Genomic DNA, 15,530 nt, shown 5'->3' on the forward strand with positions numbered 1-15,530 from the left:
TAGAAGTAAGATGTACGCATAAACATTGTACCGTATATTGAAAATGAGAATTTTTATTTTTCAATCACAAGGCTGGTTTAATAAAATGCAGCCAATAGAGCACATAGATACAGGTACATCTTACTGTAGAAACTTTGGGTGAACTACAACTTAAAACTCAAATCCACTACCAGCTGCAAATGTACAAAGTACTGTCATGCTACCTGCACATTGAGGGCCAAAAGCAATGCAAAGAACTGCAACAACAGTATTTCCAGGGTTTCCATCGCTCATTTCATCAATAGTCCGCTTCAAGCACCCGGTGAATCGTTGCCAAAAAGTAGATGCTCTAAGCATGGAATCTTCTTCTACAAAAAATGAACTAATGACCTCATTACCCTTCAACGTATAACTTGCTACTAAATCACCATTAGGTTTGAAATATTTTGTATAGATTAAGCCATCCTTTTCCAACTGCTCCAAAATTATTCCTGTGTTTAACATCATTTTTCCATCAGAAAAAGTGATAAAGCTTTTTTGGTAAAAAGGATCATTGCTCCCTTTCTGAGGCACTACGATTAAACGAGTATTAGTTCCTTTGTAGCTAGTAATCGATGCATTTGATAAATCAAAATTAAGGGATCTAAAGTCAATATCCCGTTTTTGGACATTTCGCTCGTTTGATTTTTGCGAATCGAATTCATTCAACAATACAGCTGATTTTTTGATTAAGTCATTGTCGATTAACTTCTCAGTCTTTAACGTTTCGGCTCCAATTAACTTAACAGAACCAATTTCTCCTGTGTCAAATCCAGACTTAGTACAAGAAAAAGAAAACAATAACGCAAGAATTAGCATTGCGAAGATACCTTTAGAAAAAAACAGTTTCATAGCTAAAAATTTCATGTTTAATACAACTTCCTACTTCTTGTCCAGACGGTTTCGGAACTCCCGCCAACACCACAGTACAAATTGCGCACTTTGCATGGTAGTGGTAATTTTTTTTACTGAGTGCCCCCAGTTAGTTAGACCTCAGGACTTTTTATTTTGCCTGATTTCTGATGTAAAAGTATTACCACTAGAGGGCATATTCAAGGCACTTTTACGCGTCAATGACCACCCCAAATTTTCACTTTTGCCCCAAAAGCCTCGTTTTTGACCACCCCATTTTTTTGAATTGCACTACTGATTCATCGAAAAAGGTAAATTGAATAAATGAAATTCGTTGAAAATCAATTTATTAAAATGAATCACTCCGTACTGTTGCCCATTTTAATATGTAGAAGTGTGCTTAAATATCGCAGATTATTGCTTGGTTTCGTTCATGGAGATGTGCTGGGGCAGTTTGTTTTTTACCTGCAATTCACCTATTTTTGTGGAAATGGTTACCATGCTTACTATTTCCGACAATCCTTTGTCTGTATAAGCTGTGAAAAAGAAAAAATGACCCAAACAGTTCCACACATCGTCCTCATTGGCGCAGGCATCATGAGTGCCACTCTTGGCGTTTTATTGAAAGAATTGAACCCAGCGTACCGCATCACCATTTATGAGCGCCTCGATCAGGTAGCCATAGAGAGTTCCGATGCGATGAACAATGCCGGAACCGGCCATTCCGCCTTCTGCGAACTCAATTACACCCCCCAAGATGAAACGGGCAAAGTGGACATCCACAAAGCCATCAAAATTGCCAGTTCGTTTGAAATCTCCAAGGCGTTTTGGTCTTACCTCGTCAAAGCCAAGTATTTTGCCAATCCGGAAGCCTTCATCAACAATATCCCGCACATCAGTTTTGTATGGGGGGAAGAAAATGTAGCTTTTCTAAAAGCCCGTTATGAAGCATTGCATGCCCATCCGCTCTTTTTGGGTATGAAATATTCCGAAGATCCTGCCGTGCTGAAAGAATGGATGCCCCTGGTCATGGAAGGACGCGATCCATCCGAAAAAGTAGCCGCAACCAAGGTAGCCATTGGAACTGACCTCAATTTTGGCAATCTTGCCCGGGTATTGTTTAAGCACCTGGCGAGTTTGCCTGGCGTGGAATTGCACCTTCAGCATGAAGTGCGCAACCTCAAAAAAGAAGCCGATGGCACTTGGAACTTGAAGGTCAAAGACTTGGTCAAAGTAGAAAAAATCAAGGTTCATGCCGATTTTGTATTCATTGGTGCAGGTGGCGGTGCATTGCCTTTGTTGGAAAAATCAGACATCGAAGAAGCCCGTGGATACGGTGGTTTCCCGGTCAGCGGCCAGTGGTTGGTTTGCAAAAATGAAGCAGTCATCGCCCAACACCATGTCAAAGTATACGGAAAAGCCTCGGTGGGTTCTCCGCCTATGTCGGTTCCCCATTTGGACACGCGCTTGATCGACGGCAAAAAGGCACTCTTGTTTGGGCCGTTCGCTGGATTTTCGACCAAATTTCTAAAAAACGGATCGTTTTTTGACCTGCCCTTATCCATTGAATTCGACAACATCATCCCGATGTTGAGTGCTGGTTGGCACAACTTGGAACTTACCGGGTATTTGATCAGGCAAGCCACACTCTCGCATGGAGACCGTATAGAAGCACTTCAGGAATATTTCCCTCAGGCCCGGTCTGACGATTGGGAATTGGCCATTGCGGGCCAGCGCGTGCAAGTCATCAAAAAAGATGAAGAGGAAGGCGGGGTTCTGGAATTTGGTACCGAGATCATCCACGCTGCGGATGGAAGTATTGCCGCATTGTTGGGTGCATCTCCTGGGGCTTCTACTTCGGTAGAGATCATGCTGGAGGTGTTGGAAAGTTGTTTTCCTGAAAAAATGCAGTGTGAAGAGTGGCAGCAAAAATTGAAGTCAATGATCCCTTTGTACGGCAATCCCTTTGATGGACACGAAGCAGATTGGTTGCAACAGCGCCTCCACAGCAATGCGGTGTTGCACCTAGACGATTAAGGGCTATTGCAAATGCTGCTTTTCTACATCCACTTTTCTTTTGGGTAAGTAACGGTTAAACAAATGGGTAATTTTTTTGCCCCAAAAGAACGTAATGGCTCCCAAGGCAAGGTTTGCAATACCCAAAAGGCTTTCAAATGGTTTGTCGATCAGTAAAAACACCAGCATCCACACACTGATGATTAGAAATACCAGTTGCAACCATGGAAAAAATGGACTTCGGTAGCCCCGAAGTTCAGGAAATTTGTACCGCAATATGAATACTCCTGCAATGGTCAAGGCATTGAACAATTGCAGAATAAAGCCACTGTAGAGCAACAATTGTTCAAAAGTACCGGTCAAAATCAAAGCCAAGCTGATGATGGCTTGAAACCAAATCGCACGAACCGGAATGCCATGCTTGTTTTGGATTCGGAAAAAACTCCAATTGTCATGATCTTTGGCCATCGACCCCGTAATGCGCGGTCCTACCCAAACCATTGCACTTAGACTGGAAGCCAACAACAAAGCTATGATGACACTGAACCAGTTGCCAATGGCTGGGCCAAACATCGATTCTGCGGCTAGGTGCCCCACTTCTACTTTTTGCATCAACACTTCCAGCGGTACTTGTCGCAAAAAGGAAAGTTGCAGCAAAATGTACAGGACACTCACCACTGCTGCACCGCCAATCAAAGCGCGCGGCAAATTGCGGATGGGGTTGCGAATTTCTTCAACGATGTAGGCTGCAGCATTCCAACCCGAATAAGAATAATTGACAAATACCAGCGCAACCACAAATGCAGAAGAATCCCAAATCCAGGGATTGTCCGCACCAGATTGCCAAGATTCCTTTGCTGCCGGAGGCAAATACCAGCCAGCTACAATCAGCAGTACAATCAAGGCCACTTTGAGCATCGTTAGTCCATTTTGTACCAAACTGCTTTGTCGAATGCTAAAAGAGTGAACCAGTGAAAGAATGATAATGGAAGCAAAAGCAATAAAGGTTGGGTTAACATCAATAAACGGGGTCATGTAAAATCCCATCGCCATGGCAGTCAGGGCGACAGAAGCACCGAACCCCACCGTGATGGAAATCCAACCAGATAAGTAACCCAAAAAAGGATGGTAAAGCGTACTGAGGTAATGGTATTCACCTCCCGAACGCCTCAGGTGCGTCCCCAATTCGGCATAGGCAAATGCACCAAGCAGTGCATTTAGTCCCCCCAATGCCCACAGCAACAAAATGGCGTATCGATTCTGAACGATCCCGACCTGAAAACCCAAACTGGTGAACACTCCTGTCCCCACCATGTTGGCTACAACCACTGCAGCCGCGCTACCCCAGCCAATTTTTTGTGGTTTCCGCATTGTATGTATGCTCACATTCATGGGTTTTCTATCGTATGTTCTCTCCTTAAATAACAAAACTAGTGCTTTTGGTGGGGATCATGCGAAGAATAACATTTTCTTAAGATATGGCAGGAATCTGTATTTAACCAAGGGTGAGCAAATAAATTGATTACTGCGCTTTTAAATCAAAAATCTTATCCATTAAGAGCCATTTTTCGCCCGGCTTGGCCGAAGGCAGGGCCTGCTGGTAATTCCACATCAGCGTTTCCCATTCTTGTACTTTGGGGTTGGCAGCATCCATGGCGGCTTTTTCCTCAAAACTGAAGGTATCCGAAACTTCCAATATCATGAATAAGCGTACCCCAATCCGATAGATTTCCAGATCGAGTACCCTGGCATCCTTGATGCTGGCCGTTATTTCTGGCCAAATTTGTTCATGGTATTTTTCGTAAGCTGCAATCAGCGCTGGATCATCTACCAGATCCAGCGCCAGGCAAAATCTTTTCATGTTTAGTCAGTTATGAGCTATGAGTAATCAGCTATCAGCCGTCAGCAATCAGCAGTTAGCTATGAGCAGTCAGCCATCAGCTTTCAGCTTTGTTTGCCGTTAGCTGATGGCTGACTGCTGATGGCTGAAAGCTAATTTACAACTTTATACCCTCTTGCGCCAAACCAGGTTACCACCAATAAGCAAAGCAGCGGCACAATATAAGCCACTTGGATGCTTGACTGATCAGAGATCCAGCCCATCAATAGCGGCGCAAATGCTCCGCCCACGATCGACATCACGACCAGAGAGGAACCCAACTCGGTGTCTTCTTTCAAATCCTGAATCGCCAGTGAAAAGATGGTCGGAAACATAATGGACTCAAAGAATGGCACCAAAATAATCGCCCACATGGCTACACCAGAGCCAATCACAATGGCCACACCCAATAGTCCTGCTGCAATGATGGAGTATAGCGTGAGCAAACGATTGGGCGCAATGTATCGAGTCAGTAAAGTGCCGATGAAACGGCCCAACATAAAGCCCAACATGGCCATACTCAGCCAAAATGCCGCCGATTTCTCGGGTACATCGCTGGAAAACTTGGCAAAGCGGATGAAAAAACTGGTCACACAAACCTGCGCTCCCACATAAAAAAACTGGGCGATAACCCCATTGCGCAAATGAGCATGACGCAAGGCATGCAGCAAATTGCGTTTCTCGGTCGTCCCTTCTTCCTTAACGCCGGGTTCAGGTGTACGGATAAAAATGAACAATACTGCTACCAACAATACCACTAACCCAATGATGAGGTAGGGAATTTGCACGGTATTGGCTTCCCCTTGCAAATAAGCATTCATCTGCTCTGCGGACATGGCTGCCTTTTCACTTTGGGTCAATTCGATGCCACTCAGAATAAATTGTCCGCCAAGAATAGGAGCTACAAAAGCGCCCAAGCCATTGAAAGACTGACTTAGATTCAAGCGAGTAGTGGCTCCTTTGGGTGTACCCAACAAAGTGACATAGGGATTTGCTACCGTTTCCAGAAAAGTACAACCTGAGGCAATGATAAACAGTGCGCCCAAAAAGAAAATGTACATCCGGGTGCTGGCCGCGGGAATAAACAAAAATGCCCCAAAGGCATAGAGCAATAGCCCAATGATAATGCCTCGGCGAAAACCATATTTTTTCATCACAATCCCGGCCGGAATAGCCATGACAAAATAACCCAAGTAAACGGCGGAGTCAATCAACGCAGATTGCAAATCGGTAAGCTGGCAAGCTTTTTTGAGGTGGGGAATCAGAATTGGCTCCAGATTGTGCACAAATGCCCACAAAAAGAAGAGGCTGGTAACCAGCACAAAAGACAGTGCGTAAGAGGCGATTTTGTTTGTCATAGCAGAGATGATAAGTTTTAGGTATTGATTTTCAGGTTACTTCGGCTACGCTCAGTAACCTGAAGTGGGTTTTTATGGTTAAAGCAATGCTCGATCCAGATGGACATACCCTCCGTCCACGTGGATGATCTGACCAGTGGTGTGGCTTGACCGGGAAGAAAGCAAAAAAACCACCATATCGGCAATCTCTTCCTGCGTAGTCATGCGCTTGCCCAGTGGAATTTTGTCCTTGATTTTTTCCAGCATGGTTTCTGGGTCAGACAGGGTGGTGAGCCAGGATTCATACAAGGGAGTCATGCATTCCGCCACTACTACCGCGTTGACGCGAATGCCGTATTTGAGCAATTCTACCGCCCATTCGCGGGTCAGGGCATTGCGCCCGCCATTGGCAGCTGCATATGCGGAGGTATTGCCTTGGCCCGTTTCAGCAGTTTTTGATGTGATGTTGAGGATGGGCCCTTGAGAAATTTTTAATGCAGGCAGGGCGTAATGGGCCATGAGGTAATAATGCACCAGGTTTTTGTGCAAAGAGGCGATGAAGCCTTCGTAGCTGCCATTTTCCAGGCCCACGCCATCATTGACACCAGCATTGTTGACTAGCCCATCAATGTGCCCCAAGATACTGTGCGCTTGTTCAACTGCGCTTTTGCACGCTGCGGGGTCACTCAAATCCATGGCGATTTGGTATCCTTGCCCATTGATGGATTTGAGGGTTTCGACGTTGTGCTCTGCACTGCGGCTGATGATGATCGGAATGGCGCCTTCTCGGGCCAGCGCATGTACAATGCCCGCACCGATACCGCGCCCTCCGCCCGTGACGATGATGGCTTTATCTTTTAGATCTAAATCCATTGCAGATGTAGGTTTGAATTTTGGTAAAAATAGAATTGATTTTTTGGGAAAGCTACGCTAAAATTGAAAAAATTGGAAACAGACACTTTATGCAGGTGTTTTATTTGGCTTTTGGACACAAAAAAGACCTTATTCTGTTGGATTTTACAATTTTTCAGCCTCAACTCTTGCAAAAAATAAAATTGCCCTTTATCTTTTCATTGACTTTTGGACGCGACTTAGGGGCGAAAAAAAATAAGTGTTCATTTTGCCAGAGGATTAGATCAGTAAACGGTTCATTTCAAGTATCTTATCTAATCCTCTGGCTCAGGAAAAATGAACACTTATTTTTGCCCTACTACTAATATTGTTTCACCAAAATCTGTGCTGGAGCAAAGCAGCAGGCGTAAAAATCTCATGATCCGCCTTGCTCTTTTGCCGTAAATCCGCAGAGTCATGAAAAAAGAAAAACCTAAGAAAAAAAGTACAGGTCGTCAGTACGATGACACCGAGTTTGTCAAGGACAAGACCAAGAAGAACATGGGCACTTCCAAGGAAAAGCCTAAATACAATAACCCAAAAAAATGGCTATTGGAGGTAGACGACGACGACGACAACTAACCATTCAAGGGTCATTTGTCATCTTTTGTTCAGCATACCAAATGACCCTTGACTTTTTGATTTTTCTGTGTACTTTTCTCCCCAGTTAACACCATCAACATCTGTACCAATGAACCTCTCAGAAGTTATGCCGCCCAAATCGGCAAAGCGCGTTCATCCTGGAGAATTTGAAGCGCACCGTCATTGGTACCCTAAGGCACTCAATGCAACGATCCATCCGATGGTAAATTTCTTTCTCAACCTGAGTCGAGAAAGAATGATCAGCCGATACTGTCACCTTCATCCGGTTGTAAAAGCAGATGCCCTGGCAGAATTGCTTGATTACAAATGCAAATATTTTCTTTGGGCAGGGGCTGATTTGCTCAATGTAACTTCCGCCTCGGCTCGCCGCCAAATGGTCATCATCGAAAACAACTCCTGCCCTTCAGGTCAAAAATCCATGCCACTTACCGATGATCATCAAGAGCAAGGTGGCTACCGTTTGCTCATCGAGCGCACTTTTAAGCCTTTTTTGCAAAAGAAAACACCTGGCTTGCATGGAGCACTGGCCGTTTTGTACGATAAAAACCACATGGAAGCTTCAGGTTATGCAGCCGTGATTGCCGACGTGATGAAGGAAGATGTTTTTTTTGTCCCGTTTTTCAGCGAAGACCCCGATATGCCCGTGCGTTTCAATCAGGATGCCCAAATGGAAGTCCGTGACGAAGCCAACGAATGGCACCTGATCCGCGCAGCATTCCGGTATGTTACCCAACGCCCCTGGTACAGTGTACCGTTGCATACCAAAACCAGAATATTCAATCCGGTAGTGGCTTGCCTGGCTGGAGGCCGCAATAAAATGATGGCGGCCAAAGCTTACGAGCTATTCAATGAAGAATGGGAAGATAAAGGCCTGCGGATCAATACTCCTCAAACGGTTTGGGATGTAAGCAAAGAAGACATTCCTAAAAAAGTAGCCGAAATGGGGGGCCAAGCGGTGGTGAAAGTCCCCTACAGCAACGCCGGGCAAGGGGTATACACCATTGTAACCGAAGCAGAATTGGCCAAATTCATGGCGGAAGATTTTAAATACGACTGTTTCATTGTGCAAAGCTTGATTGGCAATTACAATTGGAGTTCTACAACCTCTTCTGGTAAGCTTTATCACGTTGGCACCATTCCAACAGCCAATGGCAAGACCTATGTTGCCGATTTGCGCATGATGGTGAGTTCTACCGAAACAGGAATCCTCCCCATTTGTGCGTACGCACGCCGGGCCCGCAAACCCCTGGAGGATCAAATCGAAGATGGCAGTCAATCCTGGGACATGTTGGGTACAAACCTCTCGATCAAAAATCCAGATGGCACCTGGGACAGTGATACCAGCAGATTGGTGCTGATGGATCGCCGGGATTTTAATAAATTGGGGATTGGTTTGGACGACCTCATTGAAGCCTATATCCAGACTGTGCTTTCTACCGTTGCCATTGATAAAATGGCGCAAACTTTGGTGAATAGCCAGGGGAAGTTTCGCATGAAACTGTTCAAATCGATTAACAATGATCCATCCTTGATTGAAGAGATTACGCTATGAATCCATTTTCTCATACCGATACAACAACAGAGGTTATCCGGCGCCTCGATTTGGGCAATGTACCCAAAGGTACCATTCGCCGTTTCTGGTTGCACCTCATTTCGGACGGTATGGGCATGCCCGTTTACATTCCGGTCATTGTAGCGCGAGGGCGCAAAGATGGCCCGGTATTGGGCATCACCGCAGCCATTCGCGGCAATGAAATCAATGGTATTCCGCTGATACAGCGCTTGTTTCAGGAAATTTCACTAGAGGATTTGTCTGGAATTGTGGTAGGTGTACCAGTGATCAACATTCCATCGTTGCTGGTCAAAGAACGCAATTTTATTGATGGTGTCGACCTCAATCGGGTCATGCCTGGTCGTGCCGATGGCAACAACAGTCAGGTTTACGCTTTCCGCCTGGTTGATCGCATTGTCCGTTATTTTGATTACTTACTCGATCTTCATACCGCTGGTTTCGGCAGGGTCAACGCCCATTACATTCGGGCAGACCTCGAAGATACCACTTGCCGCGAAATGGCCATTTTGCAAAACACCCAGGTGATTGTACACAGCTTGCCTTCGGACGGTTCACTGCGCGGTGCTGCCGATTCACTGGGCATTTATGCGATTACGCTGGAAGTAGGCAGCCCACACACTTTTCACAAAGGTTTTCTGCGTTCGGGGCTTACGGGCATCTACAACCTCTTGCGCCAATTGCAAATGGTGGAAGGAGCCATCGAACTGCCCGAAGCACGGCCCTATATTTGCAAAAATTCGTACTGGATTCAGTCCGACTCGGGAGGAATTCTCACGGTTGCGCCCAATGTAGGCGAATTGGTCTACGCCGGGGAAACCATCGCTACCCTGCGCAATATCTTCGGAGACGTCATCAAAGAATATACCGCTCCCGAAAATGGCATCGTGATTGGCAAAAGTGTTGACCCAATCAACCAGACCGGAGGGCGAATCATTCATCTAGGAGTAATTTAACAGCCCATGCTCCACGTCCAACTCAATGATAGCCCCCTGTCTCCGCAAGAATGCATTGACCTGGCGGCTCATGCTGGCTCAGGCGGTAGTACGGTATTCATCGGTACAGTCCGCGATCAAACCCAGGGACGCAAAGTCCTTCGACTGGAATTTGAAGCTTATGCCCCAATGGCGGTATCAGAAATGCGCAAGATTGCTGCGGAAGTCGAAGAGCGTTGGCAAGCGCACCATGTTGTAATTCACCACCGGGTGGGTAGCCTGGAAGTTGGTGAAATCGCGGTGATCATCGCCGTTGCTACCCCGCACCGCAAAGCTGCTTTCGAAGCGTGTCAATTTGCCATCGATACATTAAAAGAAAGTGTACCGATTTGGAAGAAGGAAATTTTTGAAGACGGCGAGGTTTGGGTCGCTGCTCATCCTTAAGCAGCACTTGAACAATTCCCCGCCCATTCATTGATTCACCCTGAGAATCATTTCTTGCGTCGAATAAGCGAACTACAATTGTCAGAAAATCGCGATATTGAGCCGAATTTTTCGAGTGCTTTCGGTTCCAAAGCCAAACTCTTCATTTACTCAAAAAACGCTGCAACGCCATGCGCCATTTATACCTTGCCCTTGTCCTGATTTGTTCCATCTCTTTCCTTTATGGCCAAAAAACGGGGAAAACGTATACCGTAGACCAGGTACCCGACCCCAAATCAAAGAACAGCAGCGTCAGCGACCCGGATGATTTCATTTCCGCTTCCGATGAAGCGGTGTTGGACAAACTAATCAATGCCCTCGAAGACTCCAGTACGGCCCAGGTAGCCGTGGTGGTGCTCGCTTCGATTGGTGAAGACAATCCCAAAGAATTTGCCACCCGCCTCTTCAACAAATGGGGCATCGGTACTGCCGAAAAAGACAATGGATTGTTGATTCTGACTGTAATGGATCAGCACCGCACCGAATTTGAAACCGGATTGGGTACAGAAAGTGTCCTTCCTGATGCCATCTGTTACCGGGTGGGCATGCAAGAATTGGTGCCTTATTTTCAGCAAAAAAAGTATGGCACTGGTTTGATCGCAGCAGTAAACAAGTTCAAATACATCCTGGAAAACCCCAACAATATTGAAGAAATTGAAGATCAAACGGCCAAAACCAGCAATGGCGGCGGATGGTGGACGGTGTTGTTTGGCCACTCCATTTTCAATGGCCTCTTTAATATCATTGCGCTGGTCTTTTTGTACAGCAGCCTCAACAACAAAGAGGATGCTTACAACAAATACATGGCACTGCGCAAAACCAGAAAATGGGGCTTACTCCTACTTTTTCCCATTCCGTACATTTTCATTTGGTGGTTTGTCGGGCGCAAAATGAAAGCGCTGAGGTACGGCAAGCGCTTCAGCAAAAAAACGGGGTATGAATTGCGGCTCATTCCCGAAAGCGAAGAAGACAAATACCTGGATAAAGGTCATATCACCGAAGAAGAGATTGGCGTAGCTGACTACGACGTATGGGCCAACGACAACGACGCCGATGATATCCTGATCTTACGCTACGGCAAAAATTCCCTCAAATATCGGCGTTGCCCCAAGTGCAATTACATCACCTATTACAACTCGCAAAGCAAAACCATCATTTCTCCCACTTATACCTCTGGTGGTCTCAAAGAAGTAGTCAATGAGTGCAAAAGCTGCAACTACCATGACGTGAAACGGGTCAGTCTGCCCATGCTTACCCGTAGTTCTTCTGGTGGCGGTGGCAGCAGCAGTGGGGGTGGCAGTTGGGGCGGTGGCTCTTCTGGCGGCGGCGGCGCAGGCGTTAGCTGGTAAGCTATTTTCCCTTAAAAAGTAGCTTTTTCTTGACTTTTGATTTCATTTGTTTTATCTTTGTTTTCCAGTAAAATTGTTCAGCCGCTCTAGCTCAGCTGGTAGAGCAACGCATTCGTAATGCGTAGGTCGAGGGTTCGAGTCCCTTGGGCGGCTCAAAGGGGCTTTGTTTGTCAAAGGAAAAATGCTAATTTGTAATCAACTTCCAACCGAGCTGTACGAGCATCAAATAATCCTGAAAGAAAGCTTTTACTTTATGCTCAATCTTGCACATCAAGACCAAAACCCAGCTTTGTTTCCTTATATCGTGAATACGTTCAAGGAAATGTTAGGCAAGTAGGTTTAAAAATAGAACGTTTAATTAATTTTACCATAACACAGCTGTCGTTTCTCCGTCATGCAAAACTTACTCCAATAGGCATCTTATGACCATTTTTTCTCATCCTTTTTAGAACCTTGCAATTATTTCAGCAATCTTGTTACCTTTCTACCGCAAAATGGAGGTATGAAGAAATTCGAGGCTGTTTTTTTACTGGTTGTTTTTGTCTTCAACAGCATCGGGCCGTTCTTGAAGTTTGAACTTCAGCGCTTTAAAGTATGGCGCGAAGTGCAGGAACTCATTTCCACTCATCCTACCAAAGATTTGTATACGGTTACTGTAACCGCTGAAAATGCCCACTTAATTCATTGGAAACACCAGCGCGAATTCAGTTACCGGGGCTTGATGTTTGATGTAGTCAGCAAAAAAAAGCTCGCCTCTGGGGTGGTGATGTACACTTGCATTGCCGATCACAAAGAGACCTCACTTTATGCCGAACTGGACAAATTTGTAAAAAAAGGGGGCATGCCAATGCGGCACAACAAAGCCTCGTTTGCCCATCCTTTTCAATTGTTTCCTGCCGAACCTTTAATAACCTGTTTACCCAAAACAGCAAAGGCGGTTTTTGGGGATAAAAAACTATCCTGGGATTTTCTTTTCCACTACACATCGCCTTCTCTGGCACAACACATTCCACCTCCCGAATTGAATCCGGTTTTTTCTATGTAGTCTTTCATTTTTTGTTTCCGAGAGTCTTATTCCAGCGCTCTCTAATTGCTGTAATAAAGGTCTTCTGGCATTTGCAATGCTCAGAGGTATCTCCTTTATGCTATTGCTCATTTCAATAAAATTCAACATGAAAAATATTTTTGTACTCTTGATTTTCCTTTGTTTTGCGTTTTCTATGGCTGCACAAACAACTCAACTTCGAGGAAAAGTTTTGGATGCAGCAACCAATGCTCCTTTGGCTGGAGCAAACGTTCAAATAACTGGCGGAGGTGGTACCATCACCGATCAAAATGGAAATTTTGCAGTACCCTGCAATGGGGCTTTGGAGCTTTCGGTTTCCTTCATCGGTTATGAAACCGAGCGTCGTCAGGTAAAGAATTGTGGTGAAGCCGTGAATTTTTCCTTGGAACTTTCGGCGAGCGACCTCAATACCGTTGAGATCACCGCTACATCAAGTTTGAATAAATCGGTGCTGTATCAGCCATTTTCGATCGCCAAACTGGGGGAAACGGAAATCAAGCGCAGCACAGGCCTTCTGCTCGATGACGCAATAAACGTCAATATTCCCGGGGTATTCATGGAACGCAGAACCTTCTCGGCGGGTCAACAATTCAACATCCGGGGTTATGGCAATGGCGCACGCGGTACCAACGGAGTCAACAGCAACTTCGATGGCCAGGGCAGTAAAGTGTACCTCAATGGCATTCCACTTACCGATGCGGAGGGCATCACGCTGATGGACGACATCGATTTTGGTTCTATCGGCAACGTAGAAGTGGTAAAAGGCCCGGCTGGCTCACTATACGGATTGGCCATTGCCGGGGTTGTGAATTTGAACACCATCAAACCTACTCCTGGGCAAAGTTCTTTTGGGCAAGACCTATTGGTGGGCAGTTATGGCCTGCGTCGGTACACTACCCATTTGCAGATTGCCAAAGAGCGTGCTTCTTTTCTGGTCAATTATGGCCGGCAAACCTATGATGGCTTCATGAAGCATACCGCTTCAAACAAGGACTTTGTGAATGCGCTGGGTGAATTCCACCCCAACAGCAAGCAATCGATCAATACTTATTTTGGTTTCAGCAATAGCTACGACCAACGCAACGGTGAATTGACCAAGCAACAGTACGAGACTTTTGACTACTCTGGCAACCCTGCCTACATCAAAAACAACGCCCATTCCAATGTGACTACTTTTAGAACTGGTGTAAGCCAGACCTATCGTTTCAACCAAAAAATTGCCAATACCACTGCCCTGTTTGGCACAGGTTTGATCAGCAATGTCAGCTCAGCGGGCGGTTGGACCGATAAGTCCTCAGTAAACTACGGATTCCGTTCTACTTTTGATACCAAATTCAGTATCGGAAAAGGTTTGACCCTGACCGGAATCACTGGAGCGGAAGGTCAAATTCAAAATGCCCAAACGCTGGGTTATCCCATGATTGCCGACAGTTTCAACCTGACAGGTTACAACATCATCGGAACTTTGCGTAGCAACCAATACACCATTTCTCGCACCATTTCAGCTTTTTCTGAATGGACACTCACTTTGCCTGCTGATTTCTCCTTATCGGCGGGTTTGGGGTACAGTGTGATGGGCATCGAACTGAATGACCGTTTTTATGTAGCCAACAACAACAATCCCCGTAATCCGAATGGTACAAACAAACCCTCGCAATACAAAGCGGAGTACAACAACCTGTTTTCTCCCCGCTTTACCCTCAATAAGGTTTTGTCCAAGCGGGTGTCGGTTTATGCCTCTTACAGCAAAGGCTACAAAGCTCCGGTTAGTTCGTATTTCTTCATCCCGGTTACCGGCGAAGTGGTGCGTGGTTTGAAACCAGAGATTGGTACACAGTACGAAATCGGTACCAAAGGTTCGTTGTGGAATGACCGTTTTACCTATCAAATTGCGGGTTTCTCGGCTATTTTCTCCAACAAGATGACTACCGTTGCTGTACCCAATGCCAGAAATACCGCCACTTCGTACGTGTATGTAGTCAATGGTGGACAGCAAAAAAATCAAGGTATTGAAATTGCATTGCGTGCCGTGGTGGTCAAGTCAGAGACCGGATTTTTGAAATCATTGAGTCCCTTTGCGAATTTCACTTACTCCAACTTCAAATATGAAGACTTTAAATTCCAGCAGTTGAGTTCAGATCGAAAATCGATTACCGAGGTAGATTTCAGCAATAAAACCGTAGCGGGTGTCCCTCCGGTAACTTTCAACCTGGGTTTTGATCTGGAAACCAAAGCTGGCTTGTACGCCAACATGACTTATTCTTACCGGGATCCGATGTACTACACTTCCGACAACGTCAACAAAACGGCAGCTTACAGCTTGCTCAATGCAAAAGTTGGTTTCCAGTATCCCATTGGCACCCATCTTGGGTTGAATGTTTATGCGGGTGCCAACAACATTTCAGGGCAGCAGTACTACAACATGGTGTTCTTGAATCAACTGCCCGATGCGTACCTGCCTGGCCCCAACAAATCCAATTTCTTTGGCGGCTTGCAAGTCAAATACATCCTTTAAACTCAAGCCATGAAGA

General features: G+C 45.6%; 13 protein-coding genes and 1 tRNA gene. 9 read left to right on the forward strand and 5 right to left on the reverse strand.

The genetic code is table 11. The features are described from left to right. Positions 1-150: 150 nt before the first annotated feature. Positions 151-885 carry a hypothetical protein gene (locus tag ABW391_RS01485; protein WP_353480036.1) on the reverse strand — a complete coding sequence of 245 codons (735 nt, stop codon included), beginning with the start codon at positions 883-885 and terminating at the stop codon, positions 151-153. A 537-nt stretch (positions 886-1,422) separates the two neighbouring features. Here ABW391_RS01485 and mqo point away from each other — a divergent pair. Next, positions 1,423-2,907 (forward strand): malate dehydrogenase (quinone), encoded by a 1,485-nt coding sequence (gene mqo, locus ABW391_RS01490; protein WP_353480037.1) that lies wholly within the window; start codon positions 1,423-1,425, stop codon positions 2,905-2,907. Positions 2,908-2,910: 3 nt separating this feature from the next. Here the strand turns inward: mqo and ABW391_RS01495 are convergent, their stop codons facing one another. From ABW391_RS01495 to ABW391_RS01510, 4 genes are all read right to left on the reverse strand, one after another. Next, on the reverse strand, positions 2,911-4,278 hold the full coding sequence (locus ABW391_RS01495) for an APC family permease (protein WP_353480038.1): 1,368 nt from the start codon (positions 4,276-4,278) through the stop codon (positions 2,911-2,913). Between the two features lie 130 nt (positions 4,279-4,408). Beyond that, positions 4,409-4,747, reverse strand: coding sequence for an L-rhamnose mutarotase (locus tag ABW391_RS01500; protein WP_353480039.1), 339 nt, complete (start codon positions 4,745-4,747; stop codon positions 4,409-4,411). A 131-nt stretch (positions 4,748-4,878) separates the two neighbouring features. Next, entirely contained in the window at positions 4,879-6,123 is a 1,245-nt protein-coding gene (gene fucP, locus ABW391_RS01505) for an L-fucose:H+ symporter permease (protein ID WP_353480040.1), read from the reverse strand. A gap of 78 nt (positions 6,124-6,201) precedes the next feature. Beyond that, positions 6,202-6,975: an L-fucose dehydrogenase gene (locus ABW391_RS01510; protein WP_353480041.1), complete on the reverse strand. Its 774-nt coding sequence runs from the start codon at positions 6,973-6,975 to the stop codon at positions 6,202-6,204. A gap of 435 nt (positions 6,976-7,410) precedes the next feature. Between ABW391_RS01510 and ABW391_RS01515 the strand changes: the two genes are divergently transcribed. The 8 genes from ABW391_RS01515 (at position 7,411) to ABW391_RS01550 (ending at position 15,514) form a co-directional block, all read left to right on the forward strand. Continuing rightward, positions 7,411-7,575, forward strand: a complete 165-nt coding sequence (locus ABW391_RS01515; protein WP_353480042.1) for a hypothetical protein — start codon at positions 7,411-7,413, stop codon at positions 7,573-7,575. A gap of 109 nt (positions 7,576-7,684) precedes the next feature. Continuing rightward, on the forward strand, positions 7,685-9,148 hold the full coding sequence (locus tag ABW391_RS01520; RefSeq protein WP_353480043.1) for an ATP-grasp domain-containing protein: 1,464 nt from the start codon (positions 7,685-7,687) through the stop codon (positions 9,146-9,148). Then, complete coding sequence (locus ABW391_RS01525; RefSeq protein WP_353480044.1) at positions 9,145-10,122, forward strand: succinylglutamate desuccinylase/aspartoacylase family protein; 978 nt, start codon at positions 9,145-9,147, stop codon at positions 10,120-10,122. Before ABW391_RS01520 ends, ABW391_RS01525 begins: the two co-directional genes overlap by 4 nt. A 6-nt stretch (positions 10,123-10,128) precedes the next feature. After that, positions 10,129-10,545 carry a molybdenum cofactor biosynthesis protein MoaE gene (locus ABW391_RS01530; protein WP_353480045.1) on the forward strand — a complete coding sequence of 139 codons (417 nt, stop codon included), beginning with the start codon at positions 10,129-10,131 and terminating at the stop codon, positions 10,543-10,545. A gap of 170 nt (positions 10,546-10,715) precedes the next feature. After that, on the forward strand, positions 10,716-11,933 hold the full coding sequence (locus tag ABW391_RS01535) for a TPM domain-containing protein (protein ID WP_353480046.1): 1,218 nt from the start codon (positions 10,716-10,718) through the stop codon (positions 11,931-11,933). 80 nt (positions 11,934-12,013) lie between these two features. After that, positions 12,014-12,086 (forward strand) — tRNA-Thr (locus ABW391_RS01540). Between the two features lie 349 nt (positions 12,087-12,435). Then, complete coding sequence (locus tag ABW391_RS01545; protein ID WP_353480047.1) at positions 12,436-12,978, forward strand: hypothetical protein; 543 nt, start codon at positions 12,436-12,438, stop codon at positions 12,976-12,978. Positions 12,979-13,105: 127 nt separating this feature from the next. Next, entirely contained in the window at positions 13,106-15,514 is a 2,409-nt protein-coding gene (locus ABW391_RS01550) for a TonB-dependent receptor (RefSeq protein ID WP_353480048.1), read from the forward strand. The last annotated feature ends 16 nt before the right edge of the window (positions 15,515-15,530 follow it).

The sequence above is a fragment of the Haliscomenobacter sp. genome, assembly GCF_040403615.1.
Taxonomy (GTDB): Bacteria; Bacteroidota; Bacteroidia; order Chitinophagales; family Saprospiraceae; genus Haliscomenobacter.

Bases quoted from the DNA above. Each gene is read 5' to 3' on its own strand.
- ABW391_RS01515 (WP_353480042.1), top strand. From the start codon at position 7,411: ATGAAAAAAGAAAAACCTAAGAAAAAAAGTACAGGTCGTCAGTACGAT.
- ABW391_RS01485 (WP_353480036.1), bottom strand. From the start codon at position 885: ATGAAATTTTTAGCTATGAAACTGTTTTTTTCTAAAGGTATCTTCGCA.
- ABW391_RS01520 (WP_353480043.1), top strand. From the start codon at position 7,685: ATGAACCTCTCAGAAGTTATGCCGCCCAAATCGGCAAAGCGCGTTCAT.
- ABW391_RS01500 (WP_353480039.1), bottom strand. From the start codon at position 4,747: ATGAAAAGATTTTGCCTGGCGCTGGATCTGGTAGATGATCCAGCGCTG.
- ABW391_RS01545 (WP_353480047.1), top strand. From the start codon at position 12,436: ATGAAGAAATTCGAGGCTGTTTTTTTACTGGTTGTTTTTGTCTTCAAC.
- ABW391_RS01550 (WP_353480048.1), top strand. From the start codon at position 13,106: ATGAAAAATATTTTTGTACTCTTGATTTTCCTTTGTTTTGCGTTTTCT.
- ABW391_RS01510 (WP_353480041.1), bottom strand. From the start codon at position 6,975: ATGGATTTAGATCTAAAAGATAAAGCCATCATCGTCACGGGCGGAGGG.
- ABW391_RS01535 (WP_353480046.1), top strand. From the start codon at position 10,716: ATGCGCCATTTATACCTTGCCCTTGTCCTGATTTGTTCCATCTCTTTC.
- mqo (WP_353480037.1), top strand. From the start codon at position 1,423: ATGACCCAAACAGTTCCACACATCGTCCTCATTGGCGCAGGCATCATG.
- ABW391_RS01530 (WP_353480045.1), top strand. From the start codon at position 10,129: ATGCTCCACGTCCAACTCAATGATAGCCCCCTGTCTCCGCAAGAATGC.
- fucP (WP_353480040.1), bottom strand. From the start codon at position 6,123: ATGACAAACAAAATCGCCTCTTACGCACTGTCTTTTGTGCTGGTTACC.
- ABW391_RS01525 (WP_353480044.1), top strand. From the start codon at position 9,145: ATGAATCCATTTTCTCATACCGATACAACAACAGAGGTTATCCGGCGC.
- ABW391_RS01495 (WP_353480038.1), bottom strand. From the start codon at position 4,278: ATGAATGTGAGCATACATACAATGCGGAAACCACAAAAAATTGGCTGG.